The following is a 16,029-nucleotide window of genomic DNA, read 5'->3' as shown; positions in this document are numbered from 1 at the left end:
TTCAGGAAAACGCCCCCACAGCGCAGCTTTGCCCGCCATCGACAGGCAAACAGATGCCGGTGATGAACTTCGCTTCATCGGATGCCAGAAAGGCGGCGGCGCGGGCGATATCGAAGGCATCGCCCATGCGGCCCACCGGGACTGCGGCATTGCGCGCCGCCACCATGTCTTCCACTGTCGCATACTGGCTGCTGATCTGCTTGTAGATCAGCGGGGTGTCGATCATGCCGGGAAGAATGCAATTGGCGCGAATGCCCTGCCGGGCATATTGCATGGCCAGCGCCACGGTCGCCTGATTGACGGCGGCCTTCATGGCGTAATAGGCAAAATAGGGATAGCCGGTCCAGCGAATGGAGGCGAGTGAGGAAATATTGACGATGGCCCCGCCGCCCTGCGCCAGCATCACCGGCAACACGGCCTTGGTGGTGCGATAAACGGAGCCGATATTGAGATCGACCGAGGCGCGAAAACGATCCTCGTCCAGCTCGACCGGGCCGCCCATATGGGTCACGCCGACATTATTATGCAGAATATCGATGCCGCCAAAGGCTTCACAGGTGCGGGCAACGGCGTCCGATACGGACAGTAGCTCGGTGACATCTGCTGCAACCGCAATCGTCTCGAAACCTTCGTCGCGAATGAGCTGTGCGGTCTCTTCGGCGGCGTCGGCGGAGAGATCGACACATGCCACGCGCGCGCCTTCGCGGGCAAATTGCACGGCGGCAGCCTTGCCATTGCCAAAACCCGGACCCGATGATCCTGCGCCGAACACAAGCGCGCGTTTTCCCGTCAGGCGACCTGTCAAAACAGTCTCCATTCCAATCGTCAGATATAGTCGGGTTGGCCCCGCTACGGGCGGGGCCAATTATTCAGCGGACCGCTCAGGTCAAGCTGGCGCCAACGGCCTTTTCGAGAATGGCCCAGGCCTCATCGCCGTACTTGCCCTTCCACTCGGAATAGAAGCCTGCCTCTTTCAGCGCGGCGCGGAAGAGCGTCGCATCCGTGTCGTTGAAGGTCATGCCCTTGGAAATGAGGTCTTCCTGCACCGAGGCATTCAGCTTCGCCACATCCGCGCGTTCATCCTTGCCGGACTGGTTGAGGTTTTTGGCAACGATGGCGCGCAGATCGTCCGGCAGGCGCTCCCAGGCGCGCTTGTTGGCCAGGAACCAGAAACCATCCCACATGTGGTTGGTGACCGAGCAGAATTTCTGCACTTCGAACAGCTTGGCGGTGGAAATGATCGCCAGCGGGTTTTCCTGGCCATCGACCACGCCGGTCTGCAGCGCGGTGTAGACTTCGGCGAAATTGATTGAGGCCGGTGCCGATTTGAAGGCCTTGAACATCGATGTCCAGAGCGGGCTTACCGGCACGCGGATCTTGAAGCTTTCGAGGTCGGCCGGTGTGGCGATGGGCTTGGACGCGCTGGTGATCTGGCGGAAGCCGTTATCCCAGATGGTATCCATGGCAACGAGGTTCTGCTTGGCGATTTCACCGCGCACATATTTACCGAGGTCGCCATCCATGGCGGCCCACACGGAATCGTAGTTCGGAAAGGCGAAGCCAATGCCACTGATGGAGGCATTCGGCACTAGTGTCGACAGGATCAGCGGCGAGAGCGTGAAGAACTCAACGCCGCCGGACCGCACCTGGCTCAAAACGTCCGTATCGGCGCCCAGCTGGCTGCTGGGGAAGATGCTGATATTCACCTGCCCATCGGTTTCCTTGGCGATACGGTCTGCGGCCTCCTTGGCGCGGATATTCATGGGGTGCGCGGCGGGCAGGTTGTTGGCATATTTATAGTTGTATTGGGCAGCGCGGGCGCGTGACACGAAGGCGGTGGCCAGAACGGCGGAACCGGCACCGGCGAGCATGGTACGTCTGTTGATATTCATTGCTTTCTCCTCCCAAATAAAGCATGCGATCGTTAATCGGCATGGCGGGCAGGTCCCCGCCATGGTCTCAGAGCAGAATTGTCGAAAAGCCCGGAACGGCGGCAATCAGCAACAGGCCGATGACCATGGCCGCGAGATAGGGCCAGATAGCGCCCATGGCTTCATCCGGCGAGACATTGCCAATCTTGCAGGCGATATAGAAGCCGATGCCGATCGGCGGTGCCATCAGGCCGATATTCATGGCGACCACCACGACCATCGAATAATGGATGTCGTTGATGCCGAGCGTGCGGGCAATGGGGAACATGATCGGTGCGAGCAGAACGATCGCCGGCAGACCTTCCAGCACGCAGCCCAGGATCATGAAGATCAGGATCGACACAATCATATAGGTTATCCAGCCGCCCGGCAGATCGGTGATCATGGCGGTGAGCTGGAAGGCAAAGCCGCTCTGGGTCAGCCCCCAGGCCATGGCTGAAGCGCAGCCGAGGATCAGCAGGATGGCGCCGGAAAGGGCCGCCGTCTCCACCAGCATGGAATAGAGCTTCTTGAGGCTGATGCCGCCATAAAGCACCGCGCCGATGATCATGGCATAGAGCACGGCGATAGTGGACACTTCGGTTGCCGTCGCCACGCCGCCGCCCACCAGGCTGCGGATGAGGAAAGGCAGAACCAGCGCCGGGGCGGCAATCAGGGCTGCCTTGCCCACCAGCGGCCATGGGGTGCGCCTTGCGCCTTCCATGTTCTCATGCCGCGCCTTCCAGCGGGCCAAAACGGCCAGCACCAGAAGCAGCACCATGGCAATCATGAAACCGGAGGTGAACAGACCGGCAATCGATACGCCCGCCGCAGAACCGAGAACGATCAGCACGATGGATGGCGGAACCGTATCGGCCATGGCCGCACCGGTGGCCAAAAGCGCGATCATTTCCTTGGGCTTGTGGCCGCGGCGCTTCATTTCCGGAAACAGCGCCGGTGCGACGGTCGCCATATCCGAGACCTTGGAGCCGGAAATGCCCGAGACCAGAAACAGCGAGCCGAGCAGTACATAGGACATGCCGGCGCGGATATGGCCGAACATCGAGGACAGGAGCTCGACGATCGCCTTGCCCATGCCGGTGGCATCGAGCACACAGCCCAGCAGCACGAAAACCGGCACCGACAGCAGAATGATGCCTGACATGCCCTCATCCATACGCCCGATCATCACGATGGTCGGAACCCAGGTGGCGAAGGTCAGGTAGGCGAGGGTTCCAAGACCGAAGCAGAAGGCGATCGGCACGCCCAGCACCAGAAACACGGCCACGAACAGGCCGAGGAAGATCGCCAAATTGAAATTGCCGAAGGTTTCGAGCACCGGCGATGCCAGATAGAGCAGGCCGGAAGCGACCGCGACAGTGACAACGGCCACGATGATGTCGCGCAATTTCTCCCTGCGGAAGAGATTGTTGAAGACCAGCAGCAGCATAAGACACGCGCCAAATGGCAGAGCCGCAGCGCGGAAGGTCATGGGAATATTGAGCGCGGCCGAGGTGACCACCCACTCCTCGATGGCATATTCGATAGCGGGCTTAATGATCGCCGCCAGAAATGTCGCCACCAGCACCAGGGCAAGTGAATTGATGTAGCCCAGAAAACGCTGCGGAAACATGTTGAGAAATAGCGTCAGACGCAGGTGCTCGCTGCGATCAATGGCAATTGCCGCGCCCAGCATGGCAAACCACAGAAAGCACAACGACGCCATTTCATCGATCCAGACGATGGGCAGATGTAAGGCATAGCGCGATGTCACACCCAGCAGAAGCAGGCCAATCATCACGGCCAACAGCACGGCTGCGACGGCCTCAATCGGTCGCATGAACCACGAGCCCGTCACCGGCTCCGTGTGCAATAACTCGCCATCGAGTACAAATACGTCGTCATCTGTGCTTGCGGTCATGGTCATTGGGGCCTCCTCTCCCGCAGAACAACCTTCGCAATGGATGGTAGCCAGCAAAACAGGCCGTCCATGCCGCAACCGCGACACTATCTGTTGTTGCCAGGCTGGTCAGACCCCTCCGAAAGTCTGAACGTATCGGTATATTGCCTCCACAATATGGACCGTTACAAAACCATGTATTCGGGATACACAGGAAATTTGACGAAATCAACAGTAAATAGGCGGATTTGTGTAGTTTATTCGCGTGCCTATAAGGTCCATATAGTGGATCATACTTAATATTGCTGTGCGTCCATCGGTAAAGGCGATGCGACAAAGGATACATTCGCAAGTGCCTGCCGCGGTCTGGGTCCGCGTGCTTCCAGAATGGTTCACCCGCTTTTATTGCTGGCTTGCAGAATGATCCGACAGCTGTCGCAAGAGGGAGGTGTCCTCTGACTAGCCTGCTGGTCTATTGGCTAATGGGTGAGTGGCAATTATGGCGAGTGTCCGTCGAGTGTACCGGAATGGCCGTGCCGCCTGCTTTCTTACCCGAGTCGACATATGGTCGGGTGTCAGGCGGCAAGTTCGGAACTGTTCTGGTGAAGGTCAGTATTCCCGTTTCAGACCGCGAGGAACCACGTAGACTTTGCCGTCATATGTCACCTGGATTTTCCTGATCTGCTTCTTTTCGTCGAAGCTCTCGCATTGCCCATCCGGCATGACCTTGAAAATGCTGGGTGCTTCGGTTTCCGTCACGACAATATCGGCGGCTCCCCCGTGGGTTCGTCTGGCCATGGTCAGTATGCGCGTCGTTATCTGGAAATTTCCTGCACAAGTGGTATCCCACTCTCCCACATTTTCCCGAACGACGATATTGTCGAGAACGGAGCGCAGGTGTTCGCCGTCGATCGTGTAGAGCCGTAATGTGGTGTCGCCGAAAGGGTTGGCTCTGGAAGAGCCTTCGGTCTCGATCCGTATGCCGAAGGCTGTTTTGCCGGGTGCCAGCTGGTAGCGGGCGGTATCGAAGGTCATGCCGCGGATTCTGATCGCGTCATCGTTCATTATCCCTTTCACTCGCAGCCTTTGCCTGAGCTGGAGTGACTTGTTTTCAACGACGAGTATGTCCAGGTCTCCCTCGTTTTCGTAGTCTGAAAGCTTCGTCATCAAGGGTACGGCAACCAGCATGAGGTCCGGATTGGCGGGCCAGAGCCGGCACACGATGACGTGCGGATCACTGCCGATGAAGGTATCGGCGGCCAACCTCAGTGTCGCGTTGCCAATATTGAATTCCAACTCGGTGGTCTTCTGAGCAGCTGGATAGGCTTGGTGGATAATATCCTCGCCGTGGGTGCCGCATTCGTTCTCTGCCGCAGCCGATATGTCGGCGCTGAAAAACACGGTGCTGAAGACCAGGAGCCCGGAAAATATCCACTTTGTTAGATGAGCTTTCCTCATCGGCGCTTTCCTTCCCGTTCATACCCTGTCTTGGATGAAGACGTCGGCGACAAGGCAATCCTGCGAATGTTCTCTGGCATGGAAAATCCGGACTGGGAACGGCCCGCCGAATAGGCTGACGCATACCCGAAGCACTCCCTGCGTGATCTCATTGCAAAGCTACAACACCGCCGTTCGGCCAACCCCTGTGGGGCTGGATGCCTGTTCTGCATCCGTCGGAAGACGTGCTTTTTTGCTGTCCCTGCGCAACCATTCACCGAGGGGCATCTGTGGATGAGCATGCGGCGGGCTTTGCAGAAATTCAACGATCTCGGCCCGCCAGACACGGAAACTGTTACGGAAACACCAGCGAAGATCGGCTCTGATGTCCTTGTCGGGATGTGCAAGGATACGCAACAATGTTCCCGGGCGCAGGTGAACCGCCACTTCCATCAGCTTGACCAGCCAAAAGACGGAACGTGTGGAGAGATACCTTGAGGCAAGAAGCTGATGCCGGTAGTCCCACTTGGCGGGATCGGTTTGAACGACACCACGCTCGTTGTTCTCCGCCGCCCAGTCCGACCACCTGTGTGGTGTGACATACATGGCATTGACGAGATCTGGATCGTAGAGCGCGATCTGGCGGATGGCGCGGCCGTAATCGGCGAGACGTTCCTCTTCGAAACCAACGATGTGGCCAAGCATGGACAGGATGCCGTGTTGACGCAGAAGCTTTACGGCCTGCTGGTCGTCCTTCGTCGTGGAGCCCTTGCGGATTGCCTCAAGCGTTGCGGGATCCGTTGTCTCGATTCCCATGAGGATGCAGGCCATGCCCGCACGTCGCATGAGCGGCAAAAGATCTGCGTCGCGTACGATATCGGTGGCCCGAATCGTCGCAAACAGGCGGACTGGCACGTTTTGTTCGATAAGTGCTTCGAGAAATTCCCGCCACAACCGTTTAGAAGACGTAGGGTTCTCGTCGGCCAGGGTTACGAAACCGATGCCGTGCTGGCGGTGAAGCCAGCCGATTTCAGCGGCAACGGCTCCGGGAGAACGGTAACGCCATTTGCTCCAAAACTGATACTGGCCGCAATAGCTGCACACATGCGGACAGCCGCGGGAAAACTGGATGATGGCAGCCCGGCCTCGCCCGAAACACTGATAGTCGTCCCAATTTTCGATGAGTTCCCAGCCAATGCGCTGTTCGTCCAGTTTGGTGATCAGCGCCGCAGACGGATTTTCACGAATGGAACCATCCTGCTGACGCCAGGTGATGCCGTTCACCCGGATGAGCGGATTGCCCTGCGCAATGGCCGCTGCAAGATCAGTCACTGCTGTTTCGCCTTCACCGCGGATGATGATGTCGACATCTGCCGCGGACTGAAGAATATCGGCAGCGTGATAGGTAGGGTAAACGCCTCCGTAAACCGTTACGGCCTGAGGGGAGATGCGTTTTGAGGTGGCCAGTGTTTCCACGCAGGCTCGATGCGCCGGCGTCGAGCCTGCGTGACCGGTCATGACCATATCGGGTGCGAAAGCGCGTATTGCCCGTTCAATATCCTGTTGAGACAGGTGATGACGTTCTGCGTCGAGAAGGTTCACCACATGACCTGCATCAATGAGCGGGCCGCCAATACACAGGAGCCCAAAAGGAATCTGGTGCCCGGTACCTTTCGACGACAGTGAGATGTAGGGAGGATTGATCAGCAGGATGCGCATCAGGTCCGTCCTTGTTTCAATGGGTAGCGCGGCATTGGCCTGCGTGGTTTGAACCTGCCGGGCGTATGAGACTGGCGGAGGATATACCTGTTTTCATGTCGCTTTCCCTGCCCTTGCTTCCTGGGAAACCGATGACACTCGTTTCGCCGCAGGTTTTACGAACAGATCGTTGATCGGTTGACCCTGTTTGTTGTTCTCACGCCACAGCCGCACCATCATCCACAATAGCCCTGCCAAGCCCGGTAAGCTGATGAGTGGTGCCAAAATGAAATGCCCGGCCACCAACAACAGCAGGAACCACAATATGAGACGACTGAGAGGGCCGGCACGGCGCAAGCAGAACCACCAGACCGGAGCAAGAGCGAAGGTAGCAACGGGGACGAAACCGAACATCGCGGCATAACCGCACCCTCCCTCGAAACACGACCCGAAGGCATCCGGATCGAAGAGATGGAGAAGCATCGCCAGCATGAATGCAGAAATGAAGGCTATCACCACGGCCAGCAGAAATAGCTCTCCGGCATGGCCGCGCGGTGCTGTTGGTGATTGTTTACCATCGTCAGGTTTTGCTGGCATGATGTGCGTTTTCTCCGAACCGGAGGCCGCCTTGCGGTTAGCTATTCGGCCTCCCCGTTACGATGGGAAGCTGCCTTCTCGTCGAGATTGATCATCGGCAAGGCACCATTCGGCAACATGGTTGTGGGCAGGCGGCCGTCCCATTTTTCGGCCTGGGTGAGGGAGACAAGGCCGGGATTGTCGCGGAGCGCGTCACCGCGCGCCTTTATCGCCTGCGCTTCGGCATCGCCCCGAAGGCGTATCGCCTCGGCATCCGCCTGTGCCTGCAACCGGACCGCATCCGCCTGCGCCTGGGCTTCGGCACGTCGGGCATCCGCGTCGGCATTGGCGCGCGTGACGGTAATTTCCGCCTGCACCTTTTCCCGTTCGGCATTTTGCCGCAATTTCTGGACTTCGACCTCGGCGAGCATACGCTGCTCTATGCTTGCCTCGTAGGCATCGGAAAAATCAATGTTCTCGATCTGGACGCTGTCGACGATCACCGGTCCTCGCACGCTGTCCTGGATCGCCTGCGCGATCTCCTGATTGAGGCGTCCGCGTTCCTGTATGGCGGTGACCGCATTGAAGCGTCCGAAGACCGTCTTGCTTTCCTCAAAGACCTTGCGTTCGACAAGACGACCTAGAAGTCCTTCCTCGGAGCCGTATTGTTCATAGACGGAGGCAACCTGATCGACGGGAATGCGATAGTTGACCGAAAGTTTGACCGTCGCTGGCTGCTGGTCGCGGCTGTAGGCCTCCATGTGTTCATAAACCTTCGATTGCGATTGCACCGAAATGCGGACGATCGAATCGATGACGGGAAGTTTGAAACCAAGACCGGGCTCTGCCGTTCCCGCGATCGCGCCATATCTCAGGATGACGCCGCGCTCGCCTTGATCGATCGTATACCACGAACCGAAGACGATGCTCAGCGCTGCAAGGCCAACAATTCCAAGAATGGCGGAGGGAATGAAGGAGGTTATTTTCACTCAAGACGTCCTGATTGTTTCAACCATAAAGGGCATAAAGTGTCTTTTGCAAAAATAAAAGCCACTTGGAATAATCAGGATATTTTTCCCGCCCGCAGAGCGTCGCATGTACGGGGTTGGCCGGTATTGGGGTCATTGTCCCGACACGGTCAAACGGGAGCGGTCACCTTGCGTCAGGAGGGAGGCGGCTCGCGGCTGCCTCCCAGCGAAAATGTTGCGTTCCTGACTGGAAATATCGATTCGGCCCCCGCGTGTTGTCAGGGTCCAAATCTCATCTCGGCTGCGGGCCGATGTAGCGGGATTGCGGGCGAATGAGGCGCCCTGTGCGCTCCTGTTCCAATACATGGGCGGTCCAGCCCGCCATACGCCCGGCCGCAAAGACATTGGTAAAGCTGCCGCGCGGAAAACCCACCGCTTCCAGCACGAGTGCGGTATAGAATTCGACATTGGTCTGCAGAGGACGCAGAGGCTTCTTTTCCTTCAGAAGCGCCAGTGCCGCTTCCTCCACTTTACCCGCAAAGGCAATGCGGTCGGAGCCCTCCTTCAGGCTGGAAACGGCATGTTTCAGCACGTCGGCGCGCGGGTCACGCACGCGGTAGATCCGGTGGCCGAATCCCATAAGACGTTCTCCGCGCCCCAGCGCATTCAGCAGCCATGGTTCGATTTCCGCCTCGGTGCCAATGGCGTCCAGCATATCCAGTACCGGGCCCGGTGCACCGCCGTGAAGAGGTCCCTTCAAGGCGCAAAGCGCACCAACGACCGATGAAAACAGCCCGGCCCCGGTCGAGGCGATTACCCGGGCGGTGAAGGTGGAAGCGTTCAGCCCGTGATCGGCAACGGTGGTCAGATATGTATCAAGGGCTCGCACCTTCTCCGTCGAAGGCAATGTGCCGGACAGCATTCGCAGGAAATCCGCAGAATGGGCAAGCGACGCATCGGGTGCTATCGGCGCAAGTTCCTGCCTGTTGCGGATGATGGCTGCGGCAAAGACCGGCACGGCTGCGACAGCCATTATGTGATGCGAGGTGGTTTCATCATCCGGCAACGAAGACAACAGAAGACGCAAGGCCTCGACGGAGGTGAGGGCGGACAGGCCCGGAAGCAGAAGCTGCATGCGTTCGAATGTGCGCAGCCGCGCCTTGCCCAGTTGCGAACGAATGTCCTGGGCTGTGATCTTCACCGCCGTCTGCCCGGACCACAGGAGTTCCAGCACCTGTTCGAAAGACCAGTCAGCCAGTTCCGCCAGGTGATGGCCTCGAACGACAAGCTCGCCCGCCTGCCCGTCCACATGGCTGAGCATGGTTTCGGCGGCAACGACATCATCGAGACCGGGAGCCGGGCTTTTGCCGACAAGAGCAGGGGTGGCGGACATGGTCATTCTCCTCATTCAATGTGAAACATGCTTGAGGATGCTGCGGTGCACATATATGGTCAATCTTGATTCATATAATCAATACGAGATCATCATGCGGCACTCCGACAAGTTCATGACCGCCGATCGCGCTGCGGCCGAGTTGGGTATCAGTCGTGCAACGCTTTACGCCTATGTAAGCCGTGGATTGATCCACACGAGTGACGCAGCCGACGATCCGCGCCGCAGGCTCTACAGCGCGCACGACATTGAGGCGCTGAAGAAGAGGAAAAACGTTGGACGGCGTCCCCGGCAGGTGGCTGCCGCTGCGCTTGACTGGGGGCTGCCCGTGCTCGAGTCCGCCATTACCGAAATTGCGGAGGGCCGGTTACGCTATCGCGGTCAGGACGCTCTTGCTCTTTCGCAGGCGGCGAGCCTTGAGGATATTGCCCGGCTGCTATGGGATTGCGGCGAAGCTGATCCATTCGATGATGTAAAAGCTGCTCCGATGCTGTGGCCACAGCCCGTGCTCGACCATGTCGGAAATCTGCCACTGACAGAGCGATGCCAGGCGCTTCTTCCGCTTGTGGAAGCCGGCCGCGTGACCGCCTGGCGGCGTGACAACCGACGTCTCTGGCCTGGGGCCGCAGCCATGTTGCGGGGTGTCGCCGGTGCCTGCACCTCAAGCCAACCGAAGACGCAGGCGGTTCACCTGTTCCTCGCGCACGCATGGCAGGCGGATGCGGCAGGCGCGGATCTCATTCGCCGGGCCCTGGTGCTGCAGGCCGATCACGAACTCAATGCCTCGGCATTTGCGGTGCGCGTCGTCGCTTCGACGGGGGCATCGCTGGGCGCGTGCCTGAATGCGGGGCTTTCCGCGCTGAGCGGCCCCCTGCATGGCGGCATGACAAGCCTTGTCGAACTTTTATTCGACGAGCTGGAGCGATATGGGGATGTCGAGCGGATCATCGATGAGCGCCTGCGTCGGGGTGAAGCTATTCCTGGCTTTCATCATCCGCTCTATCCGGACGGTGACCCACGAGCGACTGGCCTGCTGCCCTATCTCCCGCCGGATGCGCAACGCGACGAGCTTCTGCAGATGATGAACGACACTGCCGGGCAACTGCCGACCTGCGATGTGGCGCTCGTCAGCCTCCGGCGAAGCCTGAAGCTGCCGCGCGGTGCGGCACTTGCACTTTTTGCCGTCGCGCGAACTGTCGGCTGGGTCGCCCATGCGCTTGAGCAGAAGCTGGATGACAAGCTGATCCGACCCCGGGCCCGTTACGTGGGGCAATAGGCGGAAGGTTTTACCCCTGTAGGCACGGTGTTTTCAAAATTTATGCCTGTTCGTTTGTCCGCAATGCGCCAAGAGCCGCCATTGCCATTCTCTTGATCGGTAATAGTGTGGGAGCGAAGCGATCCGATTGGCGAGCAGGGCACATGAAAACAGCTATCGTCTTCGACTGTGAATTTCTCTGCATACAGGGTTCCCAAAGCCGGTTCTGGTGTGGGGCGATCGACCCTGATCCTGTCATCGCCCAGATCGGCGCGGTCAGGATCGGACTTGAAGCCGGCTTCCCCATTCTGGAAACCTTCAAAGCCTATGTCACGCCGGTTGACCGGCATGGCGACAAATATGCGCTTGATCCATACTTCGTAAATCTGACCGGAATTACCGAAGAACAGATCGATCAGCAGGGCACAAGCCTTCAGGAGGCGCTGTCGGGTCTGGAGAATTTCTCGGAAGGAGCAGGCTTCTGGTCCTGGGGAAAGGACGAGCTGAATATGCTCGCGATCAGTTGTTATATAGCGGGCATAAGCCCACCAATTCCCGCGTCCCGCTTCGATAACGCGGTCAAGCTTTTGCTTGCTGCCGGCATGCCCGTGGAGGACCTGGCAAGAACACCAAGCAACAGACTTGCAGATTATTATGGTGTCGATCATCCCGTCCTGAGAGGGCACGATGCCTTGGATGATGCCCTGTCGGTTGCCTATACTCTTCAGCACCTTCTGCGTGCCGGGAAACTGCAGGTCTCGGCCTTTGACCGATAGGGTCAAGCGCTGCCGTTCGACGATGGCAATGGTCTGGAAGAAAAACTAAATCATGTCCTGGTTCTCACCAGGCAAAAGCCCCCGGGCTCCGCAGATAGAAGGGTACTATTACGTCGATGAACCTCCGGCAGCAGATCATAGCCCTTTCCATTCTGCCGCTGGTGCTGGCGGTATTTGCCATCACGGCTTTCATCACATGGCAGTCCAGAACCCTGGCCGAGAGCAGCATATCGACTTTCGAGCAGAATATGCTGAAAGCCAAGGAAAGCGAAATCGTTCATCTTACCTATGTGGCCATGTCTGCCGTCCGCGGAATCATGGCGCAGGGCGGCCTGTCTGATGACGAGAAGCGGCAGAGGGCGATCGAGCTCATCAAGAGCCTGGACTATGGAGAGGACGGGTATTTCTTCGTCTACGATTATGCCGGAAACAGCATCGTCCATCCCCGACAAAACGAATTCCCGGGCCGCAACTGGCTGGATTTCATCGATCCGGATGGAAAGAAGGTAATTGAAACCCTGATCGCGACGGCGAAGGCGGGCGGCGGTTTCGTTCAATACAAATGGGCGAGGCCCGCAACGGGCCAGATTGGTGACAAGCTGTCCTATGTGGACAAGCTGGATAATTGGCGCTGGATGCTGGGAACCGGCATCTATCTTGATGAGATCCATACCCAGACCGAAGCGGCTCAGACGGATTTTCGCAGCGCCATTGGCTGGACATTCAAAATTGTCGCTTTGGTCGCTATTCCGGCGATCCTGCTGGTGTTTGCGACGGGCATGGTCATAACCCTCAGCGAGCGACGGCTTGCCGACCGAAAGCTGCGGCTGCTTACGCAGCGGGTCATCGATACGCAGGAACAGGAACGAACCCGACTTGCCCGCGACCTGCATGACGGGATTTCGCAAAGCCTGGTGGGCGCCCGCTATGCGATGAACCTTGCAGAACGCAAGGTCAAGGCGGGTGACGGCGATGTGTCCGGGGCGATAGAAGGCGGGATCAAGACACTCAACGATGCGATCCGCGATGTTCGCCAGTTGTCGCATGCGTTGAGGCCGCCTCTGCTTGATGATCTGGGGTTGGTAGCGGCGCTGCGCGCCCTGTGTGAGGGCTTTCGTGACCGAACGGGTGTAGATGCCGTTCTGGATGCCAGCTTTTTTGCGGATAACCTGAAGGCCAACGTCAGTACGGCGCTTTACCGCATTGCGCAGGAGGCTCTCACCAATGTCGAGCGCCACGCCGATGCGACCACGGTTTTCATTCGGTTGCGCAGTGAGCGTGGCCGCAGCCGGATGACGATCGGTGATGATGGTGTCGGTTTCGATAGCGCGGGAACCGCTGCACAGGGCCTCGGCTTGCGTAACATGCAAGAACGGGTGGCGCATTTCCGTGGCGTTCTGCTGATCAAAAGTGATGAGAAGGGAACCATGTTAACTGTCTTGACGCCGCTCTCTGCCCATCGCGACCCTGCGGAGTCGGCGGCATGACGAAATCCGGCCCCATCAACGTCCTGCTTGTCGACAATCATCCCGTGGTTCTGGATGGGCTCCGGGCCATTCTCCAGACCTATGCCCATCTGAATGTCGCGGGGACCGCCGCAGATGCACAGGCCGGGCTTGAAATGGCCGCAGCCCTTCATCCGGATGTCGTTCTGCTGGATATAAAAATGCCGAAAATCAATGGCATAGAGGCAATCAGCCTGTTCAAAAGCGCCCTGCCGGCATGTGGCGTCATCATGCTTTCCATGCATGACGACAAGGAATACATCTCCTCCTCAGTGCTGCGCGGCGCTTCCGGTTATATTCTGAAGGACGTTTCGACTGACGAGATCGCAGCGGCTGTCGAAGCGGTGGCGAAAGGCGGCACCTATTTCTCTTCCGGTGTCGCCGACGCCATATTGGAGACGGCGCGCGTCGATGAAGCCGAGCCTCTGACCACGCGGGAGCGCGACGTGCTGCGGGAGCTGGTCGCCGGGAAAAACAATCGCGAAATTGCCGATGTTCTGGGCATCACCCTGGCGACTGCCGAAACCCATCGAAAGCACCTGAAAAAGAAGCTAGGGCTGAAATCGACGGCGGAACTGGTGCGTTATGCGCTTGATCGGGGGATCGGCGTCCTGAGGCCATAACGCCGTTACCCACTTCTGGGTAGGCGCTTTCAGGTTTGCCGGCCGCGCGATTGCAGCCACAGGTCAATCACCCTACCACCTCCCGGATGTACACGCCAAATCGGGAGGAACCACAATGGCGAAACCATCCCCGGGCAAGAAAGCGGCTTTGTCGCTTCTTGCCCTTCCTTATATCGGACTTCTCTGGGTCCCCTTCTACAATTTCGAAAAACCGTCTCTTTTCGGCTTTCCCTTTTTTTACTGGTATCAGCTGGCCTGGGTGCCGCTGACCGCTTGCATCACTTATATCGCTTATCGGAGTGTGCGCGATGACGACTGAGATCGACGTCACGGCGCTGTCCGTCTTCACCTTCTTCTTCGTTCTGGTCACCATGCTCGGCTTCGTGGCATCCCGCTGGCGCAAGCCCAAAGATCTCGACAATATCGATGAATGGGGCCTGGGAGGCCGGTCTTTCGGCACCTGGATCACCTGGTTTCTGGTCGGAGGCGACTTTTATACCGCCTATACGATTATCGCCGTGCCGGCGCTTGTCTATGTCGTGGGTGCTTACGGGTTTTTCGCCCTGCCTTACACGATTATCGTCTATCCCTTCGTTTTCGCAGTCATGCCACTCCTCTGGAAGCGCGCGCGAGACGCGGGTTATGTGACAGCCGGCGACATCGTCCATGGCCAGTTCGGCTCGCGTGCCCTTGAACTGGCGGTTGCCGCGACCGGCGTCGTCGCCACCATGCCCTATATCGCCTTGCAGCTGATCGGCATGACGGCTGCGCTCAAGGCGCTGGGTCTTCACGGGGAAATCCCGCTGTCCATCGCCTTTATCATCCTGGCGCTTTACACCTATTCGGCAGGGTTGCGCGCGCCGGCGCTGATCGCCTTCGTCAAGGACATCATGATCTATATCGTGGTGATCGTTGCCGTCCTGCTCATTCCGTCCAAGCTCGGCGGTTATGAAAACGTCTTCGCATCCGCCAAGGCTGCATTTGATGCCAAGGGCACCGGTAGCCTGTTGCTTGGCGGAAACCAATATGTCGCCTATGCGACCCTGGCCTTGGGTTCGGCGCTGGCTGCGTTCATGTACCCCCACACCCTGACGGGCATATTCGCATCCAACAGCGCCAACACGATCCGGAAGAACGCGGTGCTTTTGCCGGCCTATACGCTTCTGCTCGGCCTGCTGGCGCTGCTTGGTTATATGGGGCACGCTGCAGGCCTGAAGCTGGATAGTCCGAACGACGTCGTGCCGGCCCTGTTTCAGACGCTGTTTCCGAGCTGGTTCGCGGGCTTCGCTTTCGCTGCGATCGCGATTGGCGCATTGGTTCCGGCAGCCGTCATGAGTATTGGTGCCGCCAACCTGTTTACCCGCAACTTCTGGAAGGCTTACGTTAATCCCAGCGTGACCACGGAAGGGGAAGCCAAGGTCGCCAAACTGTCGTCGCTGGTCGTCAAGGTTGGGGCCTTGCTGGTCATTCTTCTCCTGCCAACGCAGTTCGCCCTCGATCTGCAATTGCTGGGCGGCATATGGATCCTGCAGACACTGCCGGCGCTGATCTTTGGTCTTTATTCCAGTTGGTTCCGTGCGCCAGCGTTGCTGGCCGGATGGATTACAGGCTTTGTCGGCGGAACATACCTTGTCTGGGACGCGGGCTGGAAACCCCTGCACGCCATCAGTCTGGGTGGTGAGCCATTCACCGTCTATACGGGATTGCTTGCCCTGGCTGCGAACATCGCAATCACATGCGTGGTCAATGTGGCCCTTCGTTCCGCAAAACCTCTGTCGGTTTGAGGAGCGAACCGTGCAAGTTGCCTTCAGGGCGGCTTGCACGGGCTCTGCCTAAACTGTGCCCGGAAACGGAGCCCAGTGATGATAGCAACGGTAGGCAGCACCCATCCATGAACGCTGAACTGCGATCGGCCGCCTATGAACAGGGCGGATGAGTTTTCATACCTGAAAGCGGCCCTCAGTTGTCGTGAAGCGATGCCGCGGCAG

The 16,029-nt window shown here is 58.4% G+C and carries 14 protein-coding genes; 6 read left to right on the top strand and 8 right to left on the bottom strand.

Translation table 11 applies throughout. The features are described from left to right. Position 1 precedes the first annotated feature (1 nt). The 8 genes from N434_RS13340 to N434_RS13305 form a co-directional block, all read right to left on the bottom strand. On the bottom strand, positions 2 to 805 hold the full coding sequence (locus tag N434_RS13340; protein ID WP_181423963.1) for an SDR family NAD(P)-dependent oxidoreductase: 804 nt from the start codon (positions 803 to 805) through the stop codon (positions 2 to 4). Positions 806 to 881: 76 nt separating this feature from the next. Then, positions 882 to 1,892 carry a TRAP transporter substrate-binding protein gene (locus N434_RS13335; RefSeq protein WP_110758306.1) on the bottom strand — a complete coding sequence of 337 codons (1,011 nt, stop codon included), beginning with the start codon at positions 1,890 to 1,892 and terminating at the stop codon, positions 882 to 884. A 67-nt stretch (positions 1,893 to 1,959) separates the two neighbouring features. Beyond that, the gene (locus N434_RS13330; RefSeq protein WP_110758305.1) at positions 1,960 to 3,837 is read right to left on the bottom strand and encodes a TRAP transporter large permease; all 1,878 of its coding nucleotides are present in this window, start codon (positions 3,835 to 3,837) and stop codon (positions 1,960 to 1,962) included. Between the two features lie 582 nt (positions 3,838 to 4,419). Further along, entirely contained in the window at positions 4,420 to 5,268 is an 849-nt protein-coding gene (locus N434_RS13325) for a PA3715 family protein (protein ID WP_110758303.1), read from the bottom strand. Positions 5,269 to 5,427: 159 nt separating this feature from the next. After that, positions 5,428 to 6,966: a B12-binding domain-containing radical SAM protein gene (locus N434_RS13320; RefSeq protein WP_110758301.1), complete on the bottom strand. Its 1,539-nt coding sequence runs from the start codon at positions 6,964 to 6,966 to the stop codon at positions 5,428 to 5,430. Positions 6,967 to 7,059: 93 nt separating this feature from the next. Continuing rightward, positions 7,060 to 7,542, bottom strand: coding sequence for a hypothetical protein (locus N434_RS13315; protein WP_146227650.1), 483 nt, complete (start codon positions 7,540 to 7,542; stop codon positions 7,060 to 7,062). A 41-nt stretch (positions 7,543 to 7,583) separates the two neighbouring features. Next, on the bottom strand, positions 7,584 to 8,510 hold the full coding sequence (locus tag N434_RS13310) for a prohibitin family protein (protein ID WP_110758298.1): 927 nt from the start codon (positions 8,508 to 8,510) through the stop codon (positions 7,584 to 7,586). Positions 8,511 to 8,781: 271 nt separating this feature from the next. Then, a complete protein-coding gene (locus tag N434_RS13305) occupies positions 8,782 to 9,882 on the bottom strand; it encodes a citrate synthase/methylcitrate synthase (protein WP_110758374.1) in 1,101 nt (366 codons plus the stop codon). A 94-nt stretch (positions 9,883 to 9,976) separates the two neighbouring features. On the opposite strand from N434_RS13305, the gene N434_RS13300 reads away from it, so the two are divergent. From N434_RS13300 to mctP, 6 genes are all read left to right on the top strand, one after another. Further along, positions 9,977 to 11,158 carry a citrate synthase family protein gene (locus N434_RS13300; RefSeq protein ID WP_286172238.1) on the top strand — a complete coding sequence of 394 codons (1,182 nt, stop codon included), beginning with the start codon at positions 9,977 to 9,979 and terminating at the stop codon, positions 11,156 to 11,158. A gap of 143 nt (positions 11,159 to 11,301) precedes the next feature. Further along, positions 11,302 to 11,913 (top strand): 3'-5' exonuclease, encoded by a 612-nt coding sequence (locus N434_RS13295; protein WP_110758296.1) that lies wholly within the window; start codon positions 11,302 to 11,304, stop codon positions 11,911 to 11,913. Positions 11,914 to 12,029: 116 nt separating this feature from the next. Next, positions 12,030 to 13,400: a two-component system sensor histidine kinase MctS gene (gene mctS, locus N434_RS13290; protein WP_110758294.1), complete on the top strand. Its 1,371-nt coding sequence runs from the start codon at positions 12,030 to 12,032 to the stop codon at positions 13,398 to 13,400. Then, positions 13,397 to 14,041 carry a two-component system response regulator MctR gene (gene mctR, locus N434_RS13285; protein WP_110758292.1) on the top strand — a complete coding sequence of 215 codons (645 nt, stop codon included), beginning with the start codon at positions 13,397 to 13,399 and terminating at the stop codon, positions 14,039 to 14,041. Before mctS ends, mctR begins: the two co-directional genes overlap by 4 nt. Positions 14,042 to 14,156: 115 nt before the next feature. Beyond that, complete coding sequence (locus N434_RS13280) at positions 14,157 to 14,360, top strand: DUF3311 domain-containing protein (RefSeq protein WP_110758290.1); 204 nt, start codon at positions 14,157 to 14,159, stop codon at positions 14,358 to 14,360. Then, positions 14,350 to 15,825: a monocarboxylate uptake permease MctP gene (mctP, locus tag N434_RS13275; protein WP_110758289.1), complete on the top strand. Its 1,476-nt coding sequence runs from the start codon at positions 14,350 to 14,352 to the stop codon at positions 15,823 to 15,825. The genes N434_RS13280 and mctP overlap by 11 nt, the downstream gene beginning before the upstream one ends. Positions 15,826 to 16,029: the final 204 nt, after the last annotated feature.

This window comes from Rhizobium sp. UGM030330-04, assembly GCF_003208455.1.
Classification (GTDB): domain Bacteria; phylum Pseudomonadota; class Alphaproteobacteria; order Rhizobiales; family Rhizobiaceae; genus Agrobacterium; species Agrobacterium rhizogenes_A.
Note: the sequence above shows the minus strand (reverse complement) of the source record. Positions and strands in the feature narration are given on the sequence as shown.